The 19,769-nt window shown below is 70.5% G+C and carries 19 protein-coding genes; 8 read left to right on the forward strand and 11 right to left on the reverse strand.

All coding sequences use genetic code 11. The annotated features are described in order from the left end of the window. Positions 1 to 54: 54 nt before the first annotated feature. The 7 genes from ASD43_RS03590 to ASD43_RS03620 all read right to left on the reverse strand — a co-directional run bounded on the left by ASD43_RS03590 (position 55) and on the right by ASD43_RS03620 (position 6,622). The gene (locus ASD43_RS03590) at positions 55 to 1,011 is read right to left on the reverse strand and encodes a siderophore-interacting protein (protein WP_056413695.1); all 957 of its coding nucleotides are present in this window, start codon (positions 1,009 to 1,011) and stop codon (positions 55 to 57) included. Beyond that, positions 1,001 to 1,801: an ABC transporter ATP-binding protein gene (locus ASD43_RS03595; RefSeq protein ID WP_056413698.1), complete on the reverse strand. Its 801-nt coding sequence runs from the start codon at positions 1,799 to 1,801 to the stop codon at positions 1,001 to 1,003. Before ASD43_RS03595 ends, ASD43_RS03590 begins: the two co-directional genes overlap by 11 nt. Then, on the reverse strand, positions 1,798 to 2,850 hold the full coding sequence (locus tag ASD43_RS03600) for a FecCD family ABC transporter permease (RefSeq protein ID WP_056419013.1): 1,053 nt from the start codon (positions 2,848 to 2,850) through the stop codon (positions 1,798 to 1,800). The genes ASD43_RS03595 and ASD43_RS03600 overlap by 4 nt, the downstream gene beginning before the upstream one ends. 26 nt (positions 2,851 to 2,876) lie before the next feature. After that, a complete protein-coding gene (locus ASD43_RS03605; protein ID WP_396654953.1) occupies positions 2,877 to 3,926 on the reverse strand; it encodes a FecCD family ABC transporter permease in 1,050 nt (349 codons plus the stop codon). Between the two features lie 26 nt (positions 3,927 to 3,952). Further along, the gene (locus tag ASD43_RS03610) at positions 3,953 to 4,984 is read right to left on the reverse strand and encodes an iron-siderophore ABC transporter substrate-binding protein (protein WP_056419015.1); all 1,032 of its coding nucleotides are present in this window, start codon (positions 4,982 to 4,984) and stop codon (positions 3,953 to 3,955) included. A gap of 774 nt (positions 4,985 to 5,758) precedes the next feature. Further along, the gene (locus ASD43_RS03615) at positions 5,759 to 5,962 is read right to left on the reverse strand and encodes a cold-shock protein (RefSeq protein ID WP_042538190.1); all 204 of its coding nucleotides are present in this window, start codon (positions 5,960 to 5,962) and stop codon (positions 5,759 to 5,761) included. A gap of 204 nt (positions 5,963 to 6,166) precedes the next feature. Continuing rightward, positions 6,167 to 6,622 carry an SRPBCC family protein gene (locus tag ASD43_RS03620; RefSeq protein ID WP_056413705.1) on the reverse strand — a complete coding sequence of 152 codons (456 nt, stop codon included), beginning with the start codon at positions 6,620 to 6,622 and terminating at the stop codon, positions 6,167 to 6,169. Positions 6,623 to 6,741: 119 nt separating this feature from the next. Between ASD43_RS03620 and ASD43_RS03625 the strand changes: the two genes are divergently transcribed. After that, positions 6,742 to 7,776: an FUSC family protein gene (locus ASD43_RS03625; RefSeq protein WP_056413708.1), complete on the forward strand. Its 1,035-nt coding sequence runs from the start codon at positions 6,742 to 6,744 to the stop codon at positions 7,774 to 7,776. Positions 7,777 to 7,950: 174 nt separating this feature from the next. Here ASD43_RS03625 and ASD43_RS03630 read toward each other — a convergent pair whose 3' ends face one another. After that, complete coding sequence (locus tag ASD43_RS03630) at positions 7,951 to 8,136, reverse strand: hypothetical protein (protein WP_056413712.1); 186 nt, start codon at positions 8,134 to 8,136, stop codon at positions 7,951 to 7,953. A gap of 134 nt (positions 8,137 to 8,270) precedes the next feature. Here ASD43_RS03630 and ASD43_RS03635 point away from each other — a divergent pair, with 134 nt between their 5' ends. The 3 genes from ASD43_RS03635 to ASD43_RS03645 all read left to right on the forward strand — a co-directional run bounded on the left by ASD43_RS03635 (position 8,271) and on the right by ASD43_RS03645 (position 12,359). After that, positions 8,271 to 8,939, forward strand: coding sequence for a DNA alkylation repair protein (locus ASD43_RS03635; RefSeq protein ID WP_056413714.1), 669 nt, complete (start codon positions 8,271 to 8,273; stop codon positions 8,937 to 8,939). 34 nt (positions 8,940 to 8,973) lie between these two features. Beyond that, positions 8,974 to 9,687, forward strand: a complete 714-nt coding sequence (deoD, locus tag ASD43_RS03640; protein WP_056413716.1) for a purine-nucleoside phosphorylase — start codon at positions 8,974 to 8,976, stop codon at positions 9,685 to 9,687. A 128-nt stretch (positions 9,688 to 9,815) separates the two neighbouring features. Beyond that, positions 9,816 to 12,359, forward strand: coding sequence for a DEAD/DEAH box helicase (locus ASD43_RS03645; RefSeq protein WP_056413719.1), 2,544 nt, complete (start codon positions 9,816 to 9,818; stop codon positions 12,357 to 12,359). On the opposite strand, the gene ASD43_RS03650 is transcribed toward ASD43_RS03645, so the two are convergent. Genes ASD43_RS03650 through ASD43_RS03660 form a run of 3 tightly spaced genes read right to left on the reverse strand, consistent with a single transcriptional unit; the run spans position 12,356 to position 15,578 of the window. After that, positions 12,356 to 13,681 (reverse strand): glycosyltransferase, encoded by a 1,326-nt coding sequence (locus tag ASD43_RS03650; RefSeq protein WP_056413722.1) that lies wholly within the window; start codon positions 13,679 to 13,681, stop codon positions 12,356 to 12,358. The two genes, ASD43_RS03645 and ASD43_RS03650, sit on opposite strands and share 4 nt — an antisense overlap. Then, positions 13,678 to 14,652 (reverse strand): hypothetical protein, encoded by a 975-nt coding sequence (locus ASD43_RS17295; protein ID WP_056413725.1) that lies wholly within the window; start codon positions 14,650 to 14,652, stop codon positions 13,678 to 13,680. The genes ASD43_RS03650 and ASD43_RS17295 overlap by 4 nt, the downstream gene beginning before the upstream one ends. Beyond that, positions 14,649 to 15,578: a WcbI family polysaccharide biosynthesis putative acetyltransferase gene (locus ASD43_RS03660; protein ID WP_056413728.1), complete on the reverse strand. Its 930-nt coding sequence runs from the start codon at positions 15,576 to 15,578 to the stop codon at positions 14,649 to 14,651. The genes ASD43_RS17295 and ASD43_RS03660 overlap by 4 nt, the downstream gene beginning before the upstream one ends. Between ASD43_RS03660 and ASD43_RS03665 the strand changes: the two genes are divergently transcribed. Genes ASD43_RS03665 through ASD43_RS03680 form a run of 4 tightly spaced genes read left to right on the forward strand, consistent with a single transcriptional unit; the run spans position 15,578 to position 19,768 of the window. Then, positions 15,578 to 16,762: a glycosyltransferase gene (locus ASD43_RS03665; protein WP_082539227.1), complete on the forward strand. Its 1,185-nt coding sequence runs from the start codon at positions 15,578 to 15,580 to the stop codon at positions 16,760 to 16,762. The genes ASD43_RS03660 and ASD43_RS03665 overlap by 1 nt on opposite strands. Further along, positions 16,759 to 17,934 carry a glycosyltransferase gene (locus tag ASD43_RS03670; protein WP_056413734.1) on the forward strand — a complete coding sequence of 392 codons (1,176 nt, stop codon included), beginning with the start codon at positions 16,759 to 16,761 and terminating at the stop codon, positions 17,932 to 17,934. Before ASD43_RS03665 ends, ASD43_RS03670 begins: the two co-directional genes overlap by 4 nt. Then, the gene (locus ASD43_RS03675; protein ID WP_056413738.1) at positions 17,931 to 18,947 is read left to right on the forward strand and encodes a hypothetical protein; all 1,017 of its coding nucleotides are present in this window, start codon (positions 17,931 to 17,933) and stop codon (positions 18,945 to 18,947) included. The genes ASD43_RS03670 and ASD43_RS03675 overlap by 4 nt, the downstream gene beginning before the upstream one ends. Beyond that, positions 18,944 to 19,768 (forward strand): galactosyltransferase-related protein, encoded by an 825-nt coding sequence (locus ASD43_RS03680; protein WP_056419021.1) that lies wholly within the window; start codon positions 18,944 to 18,946, stop codon positions 19,766 to 19,768. Before ASD43_RS03675 ends, ASD43_RS03680 begins: the two co-directional genes overlap by 4 nt. Position 19,769: the final 1 nt, after the last annotated feature.

Here is a 19,769-nt window from a genome sequence, read left to right on the forward strand (position 1 = left end):
GTCCACCGTGAGCGCCGCAGCCGGCGGAGAACAGCACGACCCGGGCAGAAGGCCTCAGCCGCGCATGGCGACGCCGCGGCGCCAGTAGCCCATGAAGGCCACCTGCCCGCGGTCGATGCCGAGGTCCTTGACCAGGTGGCGGCGCAGCGTCGTGACGACGCCGCTCTCGCCGGCGATCCAGAAGTAGCGCTCCGCGGGAGCATCCGCCGCCGCGATGTCCTCGCCGAGACCCGAGTAGTCGGGCGTCTCCCAGAGCAGATCTTCGGACTCGATGTCCTTCACGTCGATCTCGTCGGCGGCATCCGCATCTCCGAGGTAGCCGAGCACGGCAGGGATCAGACGCACGCCGTGGGGTTCGCCGATGTCGCGGGGCAGCCAGCGCACCTCGACACCGACGGGGGCGTCGATGCGCAAGACGTCGGCGGGCGACGGAACCTCGATGAACGCGCAGCCGCGCAGGTCGCTCGGAGCGTCCTCGAGGATGCGGGCGATCGCCGGAGCGGCGGTCTCGTCGCCCACGAGCACGACCGAGGTGGCCGAGCCCGGCTCGTACTCGGCTCCGCCGTGGGCTGCGGCGGCCACACCTCGACGCGGCCCGACGAGGAACAGTTCCTGGCCCACCTCGGCCGTACTGGCCCACAGCGACGCGGGCCCGGTGAGTCCGGGAGCGAGATGCAGCACGAAGTCGACATCGATCTCGGTGCCCGCGTCGGTCACGCGAAGGTCGCGCACCGAGTAGGTGCGCATGGACCCGCGCTCGCCCTCGGGAACGGCGAGGAAGGATCCCCACCAGTCGTCGGTGTCGCGGTCGAGATCGGGCAGGATGCCGGATGCCGGCGGGAAGACCAGCTTGATCCGGGAGTCGAAGACGTCTCCCGGCGTGGCGAACTCGAACAGGTCGTCGCCCCCGAAGGTCACGCGCACGAAGTTCGGCGAGACCCGGGCGACGCCGCGCACCTCGGCACGCGCCAGCACGTAGGTGGGGCGTTCGGTGGTGGTCTCAGCGGACATGGTGCCTCCCGATAGGTGTGACCATCGGCTTTCCGGAGACCGGATCCGTGGTGATCTGATTGGCGAGGTCGAAGACCTCTTCGACGAGCTGGGCGGTCACGACGTCCTGCGGAGCACCGGTGGCGTGCACCCTGCCCTCCTTCATCGCGACGAGCTCGTCGGAATAGCGCGCGGCCAGGTTGAGGTCGTGCAGCACCATGACGATCGTGGTGCCGCGCGAGACGCTCAGATCGGTGAGCAGGTCGAGCACCTCGACCTGGTGTGCGACGTCGAGGAACGTGGTCGGTTCGTCGAGGAGCAGGATGTCGGTCTCCTGCGCGAGCGCCATCGCGATCCAGACGCGCTGGCGCTGACCACCCGAGAGCTCATCGACACTGCGGTCGGCGAGCTCCGTCGTGCCGGTCGCGGCGAGAGCATCCGCCACGACCTCGTAGTCGTGCGCGCTCCAGCGGGCCAGCATCTTCTGGTGCGGATGCCGGCCGCGACCGACCAGGTCGGCGACGGCGATCCCCTCGGGGGCGACCGGCGACTGCGGCAGGAGCCCGAGAATGCGCGCGACCTCCTTGGTCGGACGCGCGTGCACGGACCTGCCGTCGAGCACGATCTGCCCATCGGTGGGCGACAGCAGGCGGGCGAGCGCACGCAGCAGGGTCGACTTGCCGCATCCGTTCGCCCCGACGATCGTCGTGATCTTGCCCGGAGCGATCGCGAGGTCGAGCCCGTCGATGATCGTGCGGTCGCCGTAGGCGAGGGTGACGGACTCTGCCGTCAGGGTGTGCGCCTCGGTCACAGGGAACCTCCCGAGCGGTTGGTGCGGATGAGCAGGTAGATCAGATACGGGGCGCCGAGCACTCCGGTGACGACGCCGACCGGGTAGCGGTCGCCGAACGCGAACTGCCCCAGCAGGTCGCCGCCCAGCACCAGCACCGCGCCGATGAACGCACTGGGGACCAGCAGGTTCGCACCGGGACCGGTGATGCGGGCGGCGATGGGTCCTGCCATGAAGGCGACGAACGCGATGGGTCCGGTCGCCGCGGTGGCGAAGGCCAGCAGCGCCACCGCGCCGAGGATGTACAGCAGTCGCGTGGTGTTGACCCGCACGCCGAGCCCGGAGGCCGAGTCGTCGCCCAGCTGCATCGCGCCGAGGGCGCGCCCCTGCAGCAGCATGAGCGGCACGATCACGACCGATGCGAGGGCCAGCGGCATCACTCGTTCCCAGGAGGCGTTGTTCAGGCTGCCGGTGAGCCACTGCATGGCCGTCTGGATGTCCCAGCTCGCCGCCCGCGACAGCACGTACGAGATCACGCTCTGCAGCATCGCGGCGACACCGATCCCGATGAGGATCAGGCGGGTGCCGGCGAAGCCGTTCTTGATCGACAGCAGGTAGATGACCCCCGCCGTCACGACCGCGCCGGCGAGGGCGAACAGCGACACGAGGGGCCCGTCAAGTGACAGCACGACGATGCCGACGACGGCCGCGGCACCCGCGCCGTTCGAGATGCCGATGATGTCGGGGGAGGCGAGCGGATTGCGCAGCAGTGTCTGGAACGACACACCCGCGATGCCGAATGCGAAGCCGGCGAGGATGGCGAGAATCGCCCGGGGCAGCCGCAGCTCGCCGACCGTGAACGATGCGCCGGGCACGGTGTCGCCGAGGATGACGCGGATCACCGCATCGAGCGGATAGAAGGTGTTGCCGATCATCAGCGCGGTGGTGAAGAGCGCGACAAGCAGAGCGCCGAGCACGATCGTGGCGACGGAGTGGCGGCGATGGCGCGATCGACGTCCGGCGATGATCGCGTCGACCTGGGCGCGGGCATCGTCGGCGCCCGGGGTCATCGGGGCGGCGGGGCGGTCGATGGTGCTCACAGTTCACGCACCTTCTGGCGGCGGACGATCCAGATGAAGAACGGGGCGCCGATGATCGCAGTGATGATGCCGACCTGGATCTCCTCCGACGACGGGGAGATCACGCGGCCGACGACGTCGCTCGCGAGCAGGAGCGCGGCTCCGGCGACGGCCGAGAACGGCAGCAGCCAGCGGTGGTCGGTGCCGATCAGCATCCGGCACACATGCGGGATGACGAGGCCGACGAACCCGATCGGACCGGCGATCGCGGTGGCCGCGCCCGCGAGGATCACCGCGCCGACGGCCGACATCAGCCGCGTGCGGAACACGTGCTCGCCGAGGCCCTTCGCCATGTCGTCGCCGAGCGCGAGGGAGTTCATGCCGCGTGCGCTGAGGAAGCAGATGAGCGCCCCGAGCGCGAGCACGGGTGCGGTGATCGCGATGCGCGGCCATTCCGCGCCCCCGACTCCGCCGATCTGCCAGGACTGGAACGACTGCAGCAGATCGACGCGGGGCAGCATGACCGCGCTGATCAGAGAGGCGAAGGCGGCGGAGGTCGCCGCCCCCGCGAGCGCGAGCTTGAGGGGGGTGGCGCCCCCTCTGCCGAGCGACCCGACGGTGTAGACGAACACGGCGGCGAGGGCCGCGCCGAGGATCGCCAATGCCATCTGGCTGTACGCGTCGGTGAGGCCGAGGAAGGCGAGTCCGATCACGACGGCCAGTGACGCTCCGTTCGAGACGCCGAGGATGCCGGGGTCGGCGATCGGGTTGCGGGTGACCGCCTGCATGGTCGCGCCCGACAGCGCGAGGGCCGCGCCGACAAGGATCGCGAGCAGCGTGCGCGGGAGGCGCTTGATGATCGCGGCCTGGGCGAGCGTGTCATCCTGACCTGCGAGCGCGGCGAAGACGTCGTCGATGCTCACCGCGCGCACGCCGAAGCAGATCGACAGGACGCAGAGCACGAGCACGACGCCCACTCCGACGAGCAGCCAGAGCGAGCGCGCCCACGCCGGGCGCCGCAGGTCTGCGGTGCCCGGCGTGGGGAGGGTGACAGCGGTCACGGGGATTCAGTGCGCGAAGGTGACGCCGAAGGTCACTTCGTGAACGGCGACGCCAGCAGGGCGAGGTAGTCCGACAGACCCCACTGGATCGACAGCGGCGACGGGTTCGCCGATGCGGCGAGCGGAGTCGAGTTCGGGAGGATGACGACGTTGCCGGCGGCGACGGCCGGGATCTTCGACAGCAGCGGGTCGCCCTGCAGCATCGCGAGCGTCGAGTCGTCGCCGTACGTGACGAACACGTCGACGTCGTCGAACTTGTCGGCCTCCTCGGCGCTGACCGTGAGCGAGAACTCGTCGCTGTCCTCGTTGTCCTCGACGAGCTTCGGCAGCGGCAGACCGAGGTCGTCGTGCAGGTAGCCGGGGCGCGTGTCGACGGCCGTGTAGTAGCCGACCTGGCTGAGGTCGCTCGGGTCGAGGTAGGCGAACAGCACCTTCTTGTCCTTGAGTGCGGAGTTCTCGTCGAGCGCCTTCGCGGCGTCGGCGTGCAACTCCTCGATCAGGGCCTCGCCCTGCTCTTCGAGTCCGAGAGCCTTCGAGTTCATCTCGATCATCTCGTCGACCGGGGTGCCCCAGGCGACCTCAGGGTAGGCGACGACCGGAGCGATCTTGGAGAGGGTGTCGTACTCCTCCTGCGTCAGGCCCGAGTATGCCGCGAGGATGACGTCGGGGTTCGTGTCGGCCACGGCCTCGTAGTCGATGCCGTCGGACTCGTCGAACAGCACGGGTGCGTCGGCGCCGAGCTCGTCGAGCTTGTCCTCGACCCAGGGCAGGATGCCGTTGTCGTCGTCATCGCCCCAGGTCGCCTTGCTCATGCCGACCGGCACGATGCCGAGGGCCAGCGGCACCTCGTGGTTCGCCCAGGCGACCGTCGCGACGCGCTCGGGCTTCGACTCGATCGTGGTCTCGCCGTACACGTGCTCGATCGTCACGGGGAAGGCGCTGTCGTCGGCGGGGTTTCCACCGGCCGAGTCCGACGCATTGTCGTTCGAGGAGGTCGCGCAGGCGGTGAGGCCGATGGCGAGCGCCGCGGCGACACCGGCGGCGAGGAGACGAGAGGTGCGCACAGGCATGCCCTTCGGGTTGGCGTGGGGGTGTGCGGCGCGAGAGCGCCGGGCTTTGGTAAGCCTCGCCTAATCTAACAGATTGTTAGGCGACCCTCATCTCGGTATTCTCCTGTCGCGCTCCTCCTTCGCCTCCGCGCCGGGCGGCTCAGCATCCAGATGCCGAACTGATCCGGCACCGCTCTGGCGAGCGGCGTCGAGCGGGGCCAGTTACGCATCGCGCTGCTGAGCGGGGCCAGTTGCGCACCTCGCACGGGCGAGTCGGATGCCGAACTGACCCCGTCCAGCATCCAGATGCCGAACTGACCCCGCACCGCGCCCGGAGTCGGGCGGGATCGAACGGGGCCAATTGCGCACCGCGGGATCGAGCGGCGTCGAGCGGGGTCAATTGCGCACCGCGGGATCGAGCGGGGCCAGTTGCGCACCACGAACGGGCAAATCGGATGCCGAACTGACCCCGCCCAGCATCCAGATGCCGAACTGACCCCGCACCGCGCCCGGAGTCGGGCGGGATCGAACGGGGCCAATTGCGCACCGCGGGATCGAACGGGGCCAATCGCGCACCGCGCTGCCGAGCGGCGTCGAGCGGGGTCAATTGCGCACCGCGGGATCGAGCGGGGCCAGTTGCGCACCGCGAACGGGCAAATCGGATGCCGAACTGACCCCGCCCAGCATCCGGATGCCGAACTGACCCCGCACCGCCCCAAAACCCCAGGGGCATAGAAAAACCGGCCGGATCCGTGAGGATCCGACCGGTTTCAGGAAGCCTATGCGCGCTCAGAGAGCGCGGATGTTCGCCGCCTGCATGCCCTTGGGGCCACGCTCAGCGTCGAATTCGACCTTCTGGTTCTCACGGAGCTCCTTGAAACCGGAGCCGGTGATTGCCGAGTAGTGGGCGAAAAGGTCGTCCGTGCCGTCATCGGGAGCGATGAAGCCGAAGCCCTTTTCCGCGTTGAACCATTTCACAGTGCCAGTGGCCATGTGTTTTCTACTTTCTGTTTTCAAAACGGCCGCTTACGCGACCCGCGCCGTGCCGGAACGTCCGACATACGCGCATGCTCAACGTATCACGGCTCCCTGACCATCCGCCCGAAAACGTCACTTCTTCTGCACGACTCCCGCTCCGGACAGCACGAGGCCCGGGCGGAGATGCGAGATCTCCGCCCGGGCCTCGGGTCTCGTCGCTCAGGCCTCGACGTCGCCGCGCCATGAGCCGGTCTCGGCTCCGCGCTTCTCGATGAACTCCTTGAAGTTCTTCAGGTCCTTCTTCACCGCGTGCGAGCCCGCGCCGACCAGCGAGCCGACCTTCTCGAGGAGCCCCTCGGGCTCCCAGTCGATCTGCACGGTCACCCGTGTCGTGAGCTCCTCGAGCTTGTGGAACGTCACGACACCCGCGTGCTCGGTGTCGCCGCCCACGCTCTTCCACGCCACACGCTCGTCGGGGTGCTGCTCGGTGATCTCCGCGTCGAACTCGCGCGTCGCTCCGCCGACCTTCACGACCCAGTGGTTGTGAGTGTCGTCGATCTGTGTGATGGACTCGACCTCGTCGAGGAACTCCGGGAAGCTCTCGAACTGGGTCCACTGGTTGTACGCGATGTCGACCGGAACGTGGACGTCGATGGTCTCGATGATCTGCCCCATGGGATGCTCCTCTGCTGAGTCGTCGTTCGTGTCCTTCTATTCAGCGCGAGAGGCCGGGTCTTCGCGACGGGGTTGACAGACCGACGGCGAAGGGGCGCTTCCCGAGTAGCGTTGACGATATGCGCATCCATGCCGCGATCCGCGCCTCGAAGCGCTCACCCCTTTTGCAGGTGGTGAAGTCCGCCGCGGCCACGATCGCCGCGTGGATGCTCGCGGGCTGGGTGGTGCCGGGGCAGCTGCCGGTGTTCGCCGCGATCGCGGCCCTGCTGGTCGTGCAGCCGAGCGTGAACCAGTCGCTGTCGAAGGCGCTGGAGCGCAGCATCGGCGTCATCGTGGGGGTGCTGATCGCCGTCGCGCTGGGGCTGCTGCTCGGGTCGCCCAGTTGGATCGTGCTGCTCGCCATCGTCGTGGCCATGCTCGTGGCCTGGGCACTGCGGGCGACCCCGGGCACCGGCAACCAGGTCGCGATCTCGGCGATGCTCGTGCTGGCACTGGGCTCGACCCCCGACTATGCGATCGCCCGCATCCTGGAGACCCTCATCGGGGTCGTCATCGGCATCGTCGTGAACGCCCTGATCGTGCCGCCCGTGCTCGTCGCCCCCGCCCGCCGTGATCTCGGACTGCTCGGCAGCGAGCTGGCCGCGAGCCTCGACCGGCTCGCCGACGCGCTGCCCGAGCCGCAGGCGCCGGCGAAGCTGCAGGAGCTCATGCTCGAGGCCCGACTGCTGCGTCCGATGAAGGACGTCGCGGAGGCCTCGATCGCTGCCGGCGAGGAATCACTGACCCTGAATCCACGGCGCTCGACCCACCGCGAGGAGCTCGTCGAGATGCGCACGCTGCTCGAACGGCTCTCACCGATCGTCACCCAGACGATCGGGATGACCCGCGCCTACTTCGACCACTACGACGACTCGATCGGACAGGAACCCGCGGTCGCGGCGATCGCCGAGCAGTTGCGCCGGGCCGGTCACGACGTGCGGCTCGCGGTGCAGATCGCCGACGTCTCCCCCGAGCCCGAGGCGCTGACCTCGGCGATCCCCGCGCTCACGGCGCCGCTGGTGATCCGCCCGCCCTCGTCGATGCACTGGATCCTCATCGGCTCCCTCATGGAGGACCTGCGTCGCATCCGCGGGGAGCTCGTCGAAGAGGAGTGAGCGCGGGAGCGCGGGAGCGCAGGGGCGCGGGCGCGCGGGGAGCGTGGGAGCGGGGGAGCGTGGGAGCGCGGGCGCGCGTTCACAACTCAGCACAGACGGCTGCTGCAAGCCCTTTCCGGGCAATCCCGGGGCTCGCCACGGGATTCATGCTGAGTCGTGAACGCGAACTCCGGGTCAGTCGGCGTCGGGGTCGTCGGCGAGCACGTCGCCGTCGTCGTCCGAGGCAGGTCCGGACGGGGCGGCCGTGGGCTCACCCTTGTTGTCCTCGGTGCCGAGGTTGTCGTTCTCCTCCGCACCGGGCGACGGCTCGCTGCTGATGTCGGTGCGGTCGGTGCTGATGTCGTCTGTGTCGCGGTTCACGGGCGTCCTCTCGTCGGCGTCGGTGTGCGGTGTGCGGTGCACGTGCAGGCGAGAGTACGGCGGTGCGGGCGACCGAGCCCGGGCCTTGACAAGGCACCCTGAGCCTTGGCATGGCTCGGGCCTATCCTGGTCGCATGTCGGACATGACCCTCGCCGAGGCCCTTGCTGAGCTGGCCGCCCTCGAGGATCCGAAGATGCGCGCCGCGAACGAGAAGCGCGGCGACGACCACGGCATGAATCTCAGCCGACTGCGCGGCGTGGCCAGGCGCATCAAGACCGATCATCTGCTCGCGACGGAGCTCTGGGCGACGGGCGAGACCGGCCCTCGATTGCTCGCCCTGCTGATCTGCGCTCCGAAGCGGTTCACGGCCGACGAACTCGACGCGATGCTGCGCCAGACCCGTCCGCCCAAGGTCAACGACTGGTTCGTGAACTACGTCGCGAAGAAGTCGCCGCTCGCCGACGAGCTGCGATGGCGCTGGTTCGACGACGCCGACCCGACGGTCTCCGCAGCGGCCTGGTCGCTGACGACGGTACGGGTGGCGAAGGATGCCGAGGGCCTCGACCTCGACCATCTTCTCGATCTGATCGAGCGTGATCTGAAGGACGCCCCCCGGCGCCTCCAGTGGTCGATGAACGAGACGCTCGCGAACATCGGCATCTTCCACCCCGAGCTGCGGGCCAGGGCCCTCGAGATCGGCGAGCGCCTGCAGGTGCTCGCCGACTACCCGACCGCGCCCGGCTGCACCTCGCCCTTCGCTCCCGTATGGATCGGCGAGATCGTACGACGACGCGAAGGCTGAGCATCCTCATCGATCGGCCTCGTACGCTGGGTGCATGAGCACGCACATCGCCGCACAGCCCGGTCAGATCGCCCCCATCGTCCTGTTCCCGGGTGACCCGCTGCGCGCGAAGTGGATCGCCGAGACCTTCCTCGATGACGCCGAGCTCTATTCCGAGACCCGCGGGATGCTGGGGTTCACCGGCACCTGGGAGGGACACCGCGTCTCGGTGCAGGGCTCGGGCATGGGCCAGCCGTCGATGGCGATCTACGCGAGCGAGCTGTTCGAGGAGTACGGCGTGCAGACGATCGTCCGGGTCGGCTCGTGCGGCGCCCTGACGGAGAAGCTGAAGGTGCGCGACATCGTCATCGCGAACGGCGCGTGCACGGACTCCGGCATCAACCGGGTGCGCTTCCACGGGCTCGACTACGCTCCCGTCGCGGACTTCGGCCTGCTGCGGGCGGCGGTCGAGGCGAGCGAGGCCGAGCCCTCGGACTCCGCCGTGCACGTGGGACTGCTCTTCTCGAGCGACCAGTTCTACAGCACCCGGCCGGAGCTGACGGCGCCGTTCGTGCAGCACGGCGCACTGGGCGTCGAGATGGAGGCGGCCGGCCTGTACACCCTCGCGGCGTTCCACGGCCGTCGGGCCCTCGCGATCTGCACGGTCTCCGACCACATCGTCACCGGCGAGCAGACCACCGCGCAGGAGCGGGAGCAGACCTTCGGCGACATGATCCGCATCGCGCTGCGCGCCGCGACCTCGGTCTGAGCCGTTCGCGATTCAGCATGAGATCTCGCTGATCGCTCGAATCCCCGTCATCTCGGCTGCCTCCGACGGTTCCGTGCTGAAGACGGAACAAGGTTCGCGCGTGCCGGAGATGGGATGATCGACAGACCATGCCTGCGATCCTCGACCCGACCACACTGACCGACGGATCCGATGCGGATGCCGTCTACACGGCGTTCGTCGAATGGGCGGAGTCCACCGGCATCAGCCTCTACCCGGCGCAGGACGAGGCCGTCATCGAGATCGTCTCGGGCCACAACCTGATCCTCTCCACCCCCACCGGCACCGGAAAGTCGCTCGTGGCGGTCGCCGCGCACTACGCCGCCCTCGTCCAGGGACGCCGCTCGTACTACACCGCACCGATCAAGGCCCTGGTCAGCGAGAAGTTCTTCGCCCTCGTCGACGTGTTCGGCGCCTCGAACGTCGGCATGATCACGGGGGACTCGTCGATCAATCCCGACGCGCCGATCATCTGCTGCACGGCCGAGATCCTCGCGAACCTCGCACTGCGTCACGGCGCGGATGCCGCGGTGCACCAGGTCGTCATGGACGAGTTCCACTTCTACGCCGACCCCGACCGAGGATGGGCCTGGCAAGTACCGTTGCTCGAACTCCCGCAGGCGCAGTTCATCCTGATGTCGGCGACCCTCGGCGATGTGTCGCAGCTCTCGAGCGATCTCACCCGGAGGACGGGCCGCGAAACGGCATCGGTCACCGGCGTCGAGCGCCCGGTCCCCCTGCACTACTTCTACGAGACGACCCCGATCCACGAGACGATCGATGACCTGCTCGGCACCGGACAGGCGCCGATCTACATCGTGCACTTCTCGCAGGCCGCAGCGATGGAGCGCGCCCAGGCGCTGTCGAGCGTCAAGGTCGCCACGCGGGAGCAGCGCGATGAGATCGCGGCGCTGATCGGCGGGTTCCGCTTCACGACGGCGTTCGGCAAGACGCTCTCGCGGTTCCTCCGCGCGGGCATCGGCGTGCACCATGCGGGCATGCTGCCGAAGTATCGCCGCCTGGTCGAGCAGCTCGCGCAGCGCGGTCTGCTGCGTGTGATCTGCGGCACCGACACGCTCGGGGTCGGCATCAACGTGCCCATCCGCACGGTGCTGCTCACGGCCCTGACCAAGTTCGACGGCACGCGGATGCGGCAGCTCAGCGCCCGGGAGTTCCACCAGATCGCCGGACGGGCGGGACGCGCGGGCTTCGACACCGCCGGCACGGTCGTCGCGCAGGCACCCGAGCACGAGTCCGAGAACGTGGCCGCCGTCAAGAAGGCCGGCGACGACCCGAAGAAGAAGCGCAAGATCGTGCGCAAGAAGGCGCCGGACGGCTTCGTCTCGTGGGGAGAGCCGTCGTTCCGCAAGCTGATCGACGCCGAGCCCGAGACCCTGACCTCGCACATGCAGATCACCAGCGCCATGCTGCTCAACGTGATCGGGCGCGGTGGTGACGTCTTCGGCAACGTGCGGGCCCTCGTCTACGACAATCACGAGCCCCGCGCGCGTCAGCGCGAGCTGGCCATCCGTGCGATCGGCATCTACCGGACCCTGATCGAGTCGGGTGTCGTCGAGCAGACGGATGCCGGCGAGATCCGCCTCACGGTCGACCTGCAGCCGAACTTCGCCTTGAACCAGCCGCTGTCGCCGTTCGCTCTCGCGGCGTTCGACCTGCTCGACCCTTCGGGAGGCTCAGGGGCCCAGGAGGGGACGACGGGCACCGGCACCGGGTCGTACGCCCTCGACATGATCTCGATCGTGGAGTCGACGCTCGACGACCCCCGCGCGATCCTCGGCCAGCAGGAGTTCCAAGCACGCGGCGAGGCCGTCACCGCCATGAAGCGCGAGGGCATCGAGTACGACGAGCGCATGGAGCTGCTCGAGGAGATCACGTATCCGAAGCCGCTCGACGAGCTGCTCAGCGCGGCGTTCGAGACGTTCAGCGCGGCGCAGCCGTGGATTCGCGACTTCGAGCTGCATCCGAAGTCCGTCGTGCGCGACATGTACGAGCGGGCCATGTCGTTCGGGGAATATGTCGCGTTCTACAAGATCGCCCGTTCGGAGGGCGTGGTGCTGCGCTACCTGTCCGACGCCTATCGCGCCGCGTCGCAGACGATCCCCGAAGAGGCCAAGGACGAGGATCTGCGCGACCTCATCGAGTGGCTCGGGGAGCTCGTCCGCCAGGTCGACTCGAGCCTGCTCGACGAGTGGGAGACCCTTCGTCTCGCTCCGCTCGCTCAGGGACCGGACGGCGATGACAAGCCCATCGTCCCGCCGGCCCCCAGGCGGCTCACCACGAACGTGCGCGCGTTCCGCACCCTGGTGCGCAACGAGCTGTTCCGCCGGGTGCAGCTCGCCGCGCGCGAGGACGTGGATGCTCTCGCCGAGCTCGATCCGTCCTTCGGTGCCGCCGCGTGGTCCGACGCGCTCGACGGCTACTTCGCCGATCACGACGAGATCCTCACCGGAGCGAACGCTCGCAGCTCGCAGCTGCTGCTGCTGACGGAGGGCGGGGCGGAGTGGACCGTCCGGCAGATCCTCGACGACCCGGCGGGGGACCACGACTGGGGCATTTCGGCCACCGTCGATCTCGCCGAATCCGACGAGCAGGGTGCCGCGGTCGTGACGGTGACGGGCGTCGACCGCCTCTAGCAGAAGGACTCGGCGCCGCCCCACCCGCCGACCCAGGCCTCGACCCGTGGATCGGCTCGCAGCGCGTGCACGCCGACCGCCGGCATCCGGGCGGTCTCGAATCCCCGCGAGTCACCCCAGCGCTCCGCGCGACGCACCGCACGGCGCGACGTGAGCACCCCCAGCGACGAGCCGTCGTCGGCCGTCAGCTCGACCGACCCCACGTCTCCCGCGCCGAGGCGGCGCACGACGTCGACGATCCACGCCGGATCGAGCACGACCACCGGACGCTCCAACAGCCAGGTGACCCGAGCATCGACACCGGCGCTCTCGACCCCGGCGCTCGGGCCGGTGCTCGCGACGACGGCGCGTGGATCCCCCTGCAACACGTCAGGCACCGCGTCGAGAACGAGCCGGGCGCGCGGCAGGGCGCCCCACAGCGAGTCTGCCGCGATGAACAGGGCGGCGGCGGAGTGGTCGCCCTGCACGCGCACGACGAGGTCGGCCGCGCCTGACCACACCGCACGCGGCGCCGAGCCCGGCACCGGGATCGCCGCCTGCAGGCGCAGGGTCTGGGCGTTGGCCCGATCCATCCCCGACCCGTCGCGATCCGCCCACTCCGGTCCGTCGTGCCACGCCACCGCGTCAGGCACGTGAGCGAACACCGCTCCGGCCCGCCACATGCGGTGCGCCCACTCCCAGTCCTCGCCCCCATAAGAGGTGAACGACTCGTCGAAGCCCCCGACCTCGTCGAACAGTCGTCGCGAGCAGCCGATCACGGCGCCGATCACGAACCGGTACGACCGGTCGTCGGCGTCGAGCAGATCGCGGCTCCTCGCGTACTCCTCCGCCAGCCACGCGGGCTCGGCCAGCTCGCGCCCCCGGGCCGCTTCGACCACGGGGACGTCGACGGGCAGGTCCGAGAAGTCGGCGTGGCGACGGCGCCCCACGGTCACCGCCTCGGGCAGCAGCGCGGGGAGCCGGGAGAGCGCGCGCACGTACCCGGGCTCGGGAGCGGTGTCGGCGTCGACGAAGCACAGCACCTCGCCGCTGCTCGCTCGCACTCCGAGGTTGCGCACCGCAGCGAGCCGGAAGCCCCGATCCTCCTGACGGACGAGGATCACGCCCTCAGGCACGTCGACGGCGCCGGGCGACCCGTCGTCCGCCACGACGACCTCGAGCAGATGGCGAGGGTAGTCCTGGGCGGCGAGCGCGTGCAGGGTCCTGGCGAGTTCCGCGGGCTGGTCGAAGTGCGACACGATCACCGACACGAGTGGGAGGGGGTCGGGGCGGTGGCCGTCCCTGGCATCCCACCGGTTGCCGACGACCCAGGGCTGTGTCACCGCTGCCCCCGCTCCCAGACGCGCAGGTAGGCGTCCGCGACATCCGCGCGCGAGAGCGGAAGCCGCTCGAGCCCGTGCCAGGTGATGCGGGGCAGCCCGACGGCCCGGCGCACGGCCTCCGCGAGATCGGTCGCGTCGACGGGGGAGAGAGTGCCCGGGCGCAGCGTCGCCATCTCGTCGATGTAGCGGTTGCGCACCGCGACCGGGCGCCTGCCCCACCCGATCCAGGAGGCGAGCGAGCCCGATGCGGAGATGTGCCGGTGCGCGATGACGGGCACCGCCACCGCGCGACCGCGTCGGGCGATCTCCCGGTCATCGAGCCAGCCGGTCACCTCGACCTCGACGCCGAGATCCGCCGCCCGTCGGACGAACGCGTCGAGGTCGGCGGCGTGCCCGTCGGATGCACGTCCGAGCACCGTCATCCTCGTCATCCCGGCGGTGGCGGCAGCCTGCGCGGCCTCATCGTGCCCCTTGCCGGGGTAGAAGTAGCCGAGCACCCCGAGCGACCCGTCGGACGACTGCTCCACAGCATCCGCCTGCAGCTCGACGGGCAGCGGGATCGCGGTGGCCGGGCCCGTCCACACCCCCTCCTCCTGCAGCAGCGCGCGCTCGTGCTCGCTGTTCACCGTCACGCCGGTCGCGGTGGCCGCGACGAGGGCGTAGGCCCGGCGTCTGCGGCGCAGGTTCCGCTCACCATCGGATTCCTGCGGCAGATCGTGCAGCGTGACGCTGATCCGGAGCCTGCGGGCGAGGGCCCCGAACGTGCGCGACGCCTCTTCGGGAGAGTCGCCCCACAGACGATCGGTGAAGTGCGCATGCACGGCGGTCCCCTCGGCCAGGCTCGTGAGCGCCGGCGGGTCGACCGTACGGACCTCGTCGCTCCGCTCGCGGATCGCCGACGCGAGCTCCCTGGCGTACACGGCGACGCCGTGATCTCCGGGGTGGACGAGCAGCAGCGGCACCCCGGTCACGCCTCGCGCCAGACGGCGACGAGCGGAGCCAGACGGTCGACCGCGGCAGCGACGAATGCGGGATGCGCGGCGTACCAGGCCTCGTGGGCATCGCGCACCTCTGCGTCGTCGAGCATCTCGCCCTCGACGATCCACTCCGCGCGCGGGTCGTCGGGCAGCGACCAGGCCTCGACCACCTCGGGGGCGAGCGGCGCGCGCACGGCATCGAGCAGGGGTCGTCCCGGATCCACCGGTCCCCCGTCGGCGCCCAGCGCCTCGAGCACCCGGGCCCCGAGGGGCAGCCAGATCGCGTTGCCCGGGTGGTTGACGGTGCGGGCGTGGTCGGCCGTCACGGCGTCGTACAGGTCGGCGACACGCACGTCGGTGGTGAGCTCGCGCGTGCGCAGCACGTCGACCGACGCGCGGCCGATCTGCCGGACGGACGCCGGGGGCAGGGATCGAGCGACGGGGATGCCGGCCACCGCCGCGAGCGTGCGGATGTCGTGATAGGCGACGAGGGGCGGCTCCTCCTCGACACCGGGGACGCGGATCGCGGCCTGGAAGGGGTGCAGCCCCGCGAAGCGCACCGGCGGCACCGTCAACACGCGCGCGGCGGTCGCGGCGGCGACCTGGCGGGTGCCGAGCGGCAGGTCGTGATAGTCGTCACGCACCGGCTGGGTCACGACGGTGTGCGCGGACGCGACCAGCTCGTGCAGGCGGGCGGCGTCCTCTGCCGTCATCTCGTGCACGGGCGGCACCCGCACGTAGCGGCGCTCGGGAGCATCCATCACGAGTCGCAGCGACTCCGCCTGGCAGTTGCCGAGCACCACCCCGAAACTCTCCGGCAGAGGGAGCAGACCATAGAACTCCCCGTAGTGCATCCGGCGCCCTAGCACCGCCGACCCGGAGGGCGCAATGGTCGTGACGTCGGGGGGAGGAGGGTTCATTGTTCGAACGTATACCTCCCTCCTTTTCTGCCTCACCCCGTTGCATTCCGGCGCCTCCGCCCCCTTCGATTCGTGTATTCAGAGCGCTCAGCTCTGCAAGGAAGACCTCCATCGGTACAGTCACCGCCCCCATCCGCGTCGCCTCCATCCCTGCCGCGCACCCCTACATCCACGCGATCACCGATCCGCAGCTCGTCCGCGTCCTTCCCGACCCCCCGGTGCCGGGAGCGCCCGCCGGGCAGTGGTGGCCGCCGGTCGCGATGACGCCGGAGTGGCTCGCCGCGCATGCGCGCGACTACGACGTGCTGCACGTGCATTTCGGACTCGAGTCCTTCTCCCCAGACCAGGTGCGCGCCGGCCTCGACGCCGCCCGTCTGGCCGGCCGCCCCGTGATCTTCACGGTGCACGATCTCGACAACCCGCAGCTGATCGATCAGGCGCCGTATCGCGAGCTGCTCGACGTGATCGTCCCCGCAGCCGACCGCCTGGTCACGCTCACCGACACGGCGGCGGCCGAGATCGATCGACGCTGGCAGCGCTCGAGCCTGGTGGTGCCGCACCCGACGCTCACCGCGGGCACCACCCCGCCCGCACGTCGCCGCGACGACGGCATCCGCGTCGGCATGCACCTGCGCGATCTGCGTCCGAACATCGACGCCGAGCGTGCCGTCCAGGCGATGGTCGACGCCGCGCAGCTGCTCGACGGGCTCGAGCTCCGCGCACGGTTCGAGGTGCTGATGAACGAGCGGGTCCGCGACGACGAGGCCGCCGCGCGCGTGGTGGCGGCCGCACGGGACGGCGCGGCGGTGCAGGTGCGTCGGACCCCGTATCTCAGCGATGCGGACGTCGAGCAGTGGCTGAGCGGCCTCGACCTGTTCGTGCTCCCGTACCGCCACGGCACCCATTCGGGGTGGGTCGAGCTCTGCTACGACCTGGGGGTCCCCGTGGCGGGAACCGACGTCGGGCACATCCGGTCGCAGCATCCGTCGGAGTTCTCCGTCATCGATCTCGACGACCCTCGCACGCTCGTCGACGCGGTGACGTCCGCCCGCGCGACAGCGGCCGTGCTCCCGGACGACGGCCGGCTCGCGCGGCGGCGCTCGGAGCGCCTCGCGGAACGACAGGCCGTGCGCGACGCCCACGCGCGCCTCTACTCGACCGTGATGGCCGAGGTCTCGGCATGAGCGCGGTGCAGCGTCTCCGCGTGCTGGTCGTCGCGCCGGAGCGGCATCCGCTCCGCCAGCCGCACGCGGGCGGACTGGAGGCCGTCGTCTGGAACCGGGTGCGGTGGCTGCGCCGCCGAGGCCACGACGTCGAGCTGTGCGCCGCCGAGGGGTCGGACTTTTTGGGCAGCACGGCCGACTTCCTGCTGCCGAGTCCGCGCTGGGAGCGCGCAGGCGACGTCTCCGACTCCGACAACCCGGTGGGACACCGCCGACGGATGACGGACGCGTTCGCGCGCGTGCAAAGACGGCTCGCCGATCCCCGCAGGCGCGTCGACGTCGTCGACAACCACAGCCTGCACAGCGATCCCATCCTGTGGAGCCGCGATTCGGGCGTCCCGGTCGTGACGACCCTGCACACACCGCCCCTCCCCGAGATGGTGAAGGCCGCCCGCTCGCTGCCGGGTTCGGCACCGCACCGGTTCCTGGCGGTCAGCCAGTACACGGCACGCGCGTGGTCCGCAGAGGGCGTCGATGCCTTCGTGTTCCCGAACGGCGTCGACAGCAGCCACTGGCGTCGGGGCCCGGGCGGCGACGGCTGGGTCTGGTTCGGACGCATCGTCCCCGAGAAGGCCCCGCATCTCGCGATCGAGGCCGCTCGTCGGGCCGGTGCACGGCTGCGGATCGCGGGCCGCATCGGCGACCCGGAGTACTTCGCACGCGAGGTGCAGCCCCGCCTCGGTGACGGCATCGAGTATCTCGGCGCGCTGCGACAGCCTGAGCTCTGCGAGCTGGTCGGCGCCTCGTCGGTCGCCCTGGTGACGCCCGTGTGGTCCGAGCCGTTCGGGCTCGTGATGGCCGAGGCCCTGATGACGGGCACTCCCGTCGTCGCCTTCGATTCGGGCGGTGCGAGCGAGGTTCTGGCGGGACTCCCGGGATGCACGGTCGTCCCCGCCGCCGACGTGGACGCCCTGGCGCGGGCGGCCACCGCGCTCGCGCACGGCTCGCAGTCCGCGACGATCCGTGACCATGTGCGTGCCGGAGCCGCGGCCCGCCACTCGGTCGCTCGGCGGCACCGCGAGATCGAACGCGTGCTCGCGATGGCCGCCCAGGGCGTGGGCCGTGCGGACGAGCCGATCGACACCGGCGAGGCGATCCGGACCGGCGACGTCGTCGAGGCGGTCGGCGCATGATCGGCTGGTACGTGCATCACCACGGGTGGGGTCATGTGACGCGGATGCAGGCCATCCGCCCGCACCTCGTCGACGACGAGGTGACGGTCTTCTCGAGCCTGCCGCGCCCCGACGCCCTCGACGAGCGGACGACATGGGTGCGGCTGCCGTCGGATTCCGACCCCGTGACCGGGTCCGACGGAGTGCGCCGCGAGGCCCACGAGCTCGGAGATGTCACCGCGGGCGGTGCGCTGCACTGGGCACCGATCGCCCACCCCGGCCATCAGCAGCGCCTGGCGATCATCGCCGAGTGGATCGCGCGCACCCCGGCGTCGGCGTTCGTGGTCGACGTCAGCGTCGAGGTCACCGCCTTCGTCCGCCTCCTCGGCGTGCCTACGGTCGTCTTCGCGCAGCCGGGCGACCGCACCGATTCTCCGCATCGGCTCGGTTACGACGTCGCCGACCGGATCGTGGCGCCCTGGGCGGACGGCACGATCGATGCGCGGGAGCTCGCCGATCGCGACGAGCACGTGCGCCGTGTCGGGGCGATCTCGCGATACGACGGCCGCGCTCGCACGGGGGACCACGACGACGATGCTCGCCGCGTGCTCTTCCTCAGCCGCACCCTCGACCCCGCACGTCTCGCGGAGACCATCCGTCTGCTCAGCTCGCGCGGCTGGACCGTCGAGTCGGCCGGGGCCGGCGACGACGACCGCGTCGACGACGTGTGGCCGCTCCTGTGCCGGGCGACCGTCGTCGTGAGCGCGGCAGGTCAGAACGGCGTGGCCGACCTCGCGGCGGCGGGCGCACATGCGGTCGTGCTCGCCCAGGACCGCCCCTTCGGGGAGCAGGAGCACACCGGCCGCGTGCTGCAGGAGCAGGGCTACGCCTGCACGGGATGGGCGGACTCGTCGCCCGCCGAGGTGGTGGAGCTCGTCGAGCGGGCCGCCGGATCGACCCCCGACTGGGGCGGATGGGGCGTCACGGGTGCGGCGGCGCGGGCCGCCGCCGCGATCGAGGGGGCGGCGTCATGAGCACACGGATCGGCGTGATCACCCCGGCATCCGAGAACCGTCTCGCGCACCTGCATCGCCAGCGCCGCTTCCTGCGCGAGGTGACGCCGCCGGAGCTCGAGGTCGTGCGCGTGGAGGCGTGGCTCGACCACGCCGAGCCTCCCGCCTTCGACGGCGCCGTACACGTCCACGTGCCTCCGGGATCCGACGGCATGCGCGTCGGCGCCGCACGCAATGCGGCCGCCGAGAGGGCGCTCGCGGAGGGCGTCGACCTGCTCGTCTTCCTCGACGTGGACTGCCTTCCGGGGCCCCGCATGCTCGAGCGCTACGTGGAGGCCTCGCGCACCCACCCCGACGGACTGCTCTGCGGACCCGTCACGTATCTCGAGAGCGTCCAGCGACCGTCATCCCCCGACGATCTCGCCTCGACCACGCGGCCGCATCCGGTGCGCCCGAGCCCCGCGGACGGCGTCGTCGAGACGGCGGCCGCTGCGGATTACGACCTCTTCTGGTCGCTGTCTTTCGCCCTCACCCCGACGACATGGCGACGACTGGGCGGGTTCGACGAGCGGTACCAGGGCTACGGCGCGGAGGACACCGACCTCGGCCGTCGGGCGCGGTCGCTCGGCATCCCGCTGCACTGGGTCGGCGGCGCTCATGCGTATCACCAGTGGCATCCGGCCGGCACGCCGCCGTGGCGCCATCTCGACGACATCCTCCGCAACGGGGCGCTGTTCGCCGACCGCTGGGGCGAGTGGCCGATGGGCGGCTGGATCGACGAGTTCGTGCGGGCCGGAGCCGTCGAGCCGCACGAGGGCGGCTACCGCCGCACGACAGTCTGAC

It is taken from the genome of Microbacterium sp. Root553, assembly GCF_001426995.1.
Classification (GTDB): domain Bacteria; phylum Actinomycetota; class Actinomycetes; order Actinomycetales; family Microbacteriaceae; genus Microbacterium.

Excerpts from the sequence above, each read along its gene's own strand:
- ASD43_RS03590 (WP_056413695.1), bottom strand. The coding sequence starts at position 1,011 with ATGTCCGCTGAGACCACCACCGAACGCCCCACCTACGTGCTGGCGCGT.
- ASD43_RS03600 (WP_056419013.1), bottom strand. The coding sequence starts at position 2,850 with ATGACCCCGGGCGCCGACGATGCCCGCGCCCAGGTCGACGCGATCATC.
- ASD43_RS03615 (WP_042538190.1), bottom strand. The coding sequence starts at position 5,962 with ATGGCCACTGGCACTGTGAAATGGTTCAACGCGGAAAAGGGCTTCGGC.
- ASD43_RS03620 (WP_056413705.1), bottom strand. The coding sequence starts at position 6,622 with ATGGGGCAGATCATCGAGACCATCGACGTCCACGTTCCGGTCGACATC.
- ASD43_RS03625 (WP_056413708.1), top strand. The coding sequence starts at position 6,742 with ATGCGCATCCATGCCGCGATCCGCGCCTCGAAGCGCTCACCCCTTTTG.
- ASD43_RS03635 (WP_056413714.1), top strand. The coding sequence starts at position 8,271 with ATGTCGGACATGACCCTCGCCGAGGCCCTTGCTGAGCTGGCCGCCCTC.
- deoD (WP_056413716.1), top strand. The coding sequence starts at position 8,974 with ATGAGCACGCACATCGCCGCACAGCCCGGTCAGATCGCCCCCATCGTC.
- ASD43_RS03645 (WP_056413719.1), top strand. The coding sequence starts at position 9,816 with ATGCCTGCGATCCTCGACCCGACCACACTGACCGACGGATCCGATGCG.
- ASD43_RS03660 (WP_056413728.1), bottom strand. The coding sequence starts at position 15,578 with ATGAACCCTCCTCCCCCCGACGTCACGACCATTGCGCCCTCCGGGTCG.
- ASD43_RS03670 (WP_056413734.1), top strand. The coding sequence starts at position 16,759 with ATGAGCGCGGTGCAGCGTCTCCGCGTGCTGGTCGTCGCGCCGGAGCGG.
- ASD43_RS03675 (WP_056413738.1), top strand. The coding sequence starts at position 17,931 with ATGATCGGCTGGTACGTGCATCACCACGGGTGGGGTCATGTGACGCGG.
- ASD43_RS03680 (WP_056419021.1), top strand. The coding sequence starts at position 18,944 with ATGAGCACACGGATCGGCGTGATCACCCCGGCATCCGAGAACCGTCTC.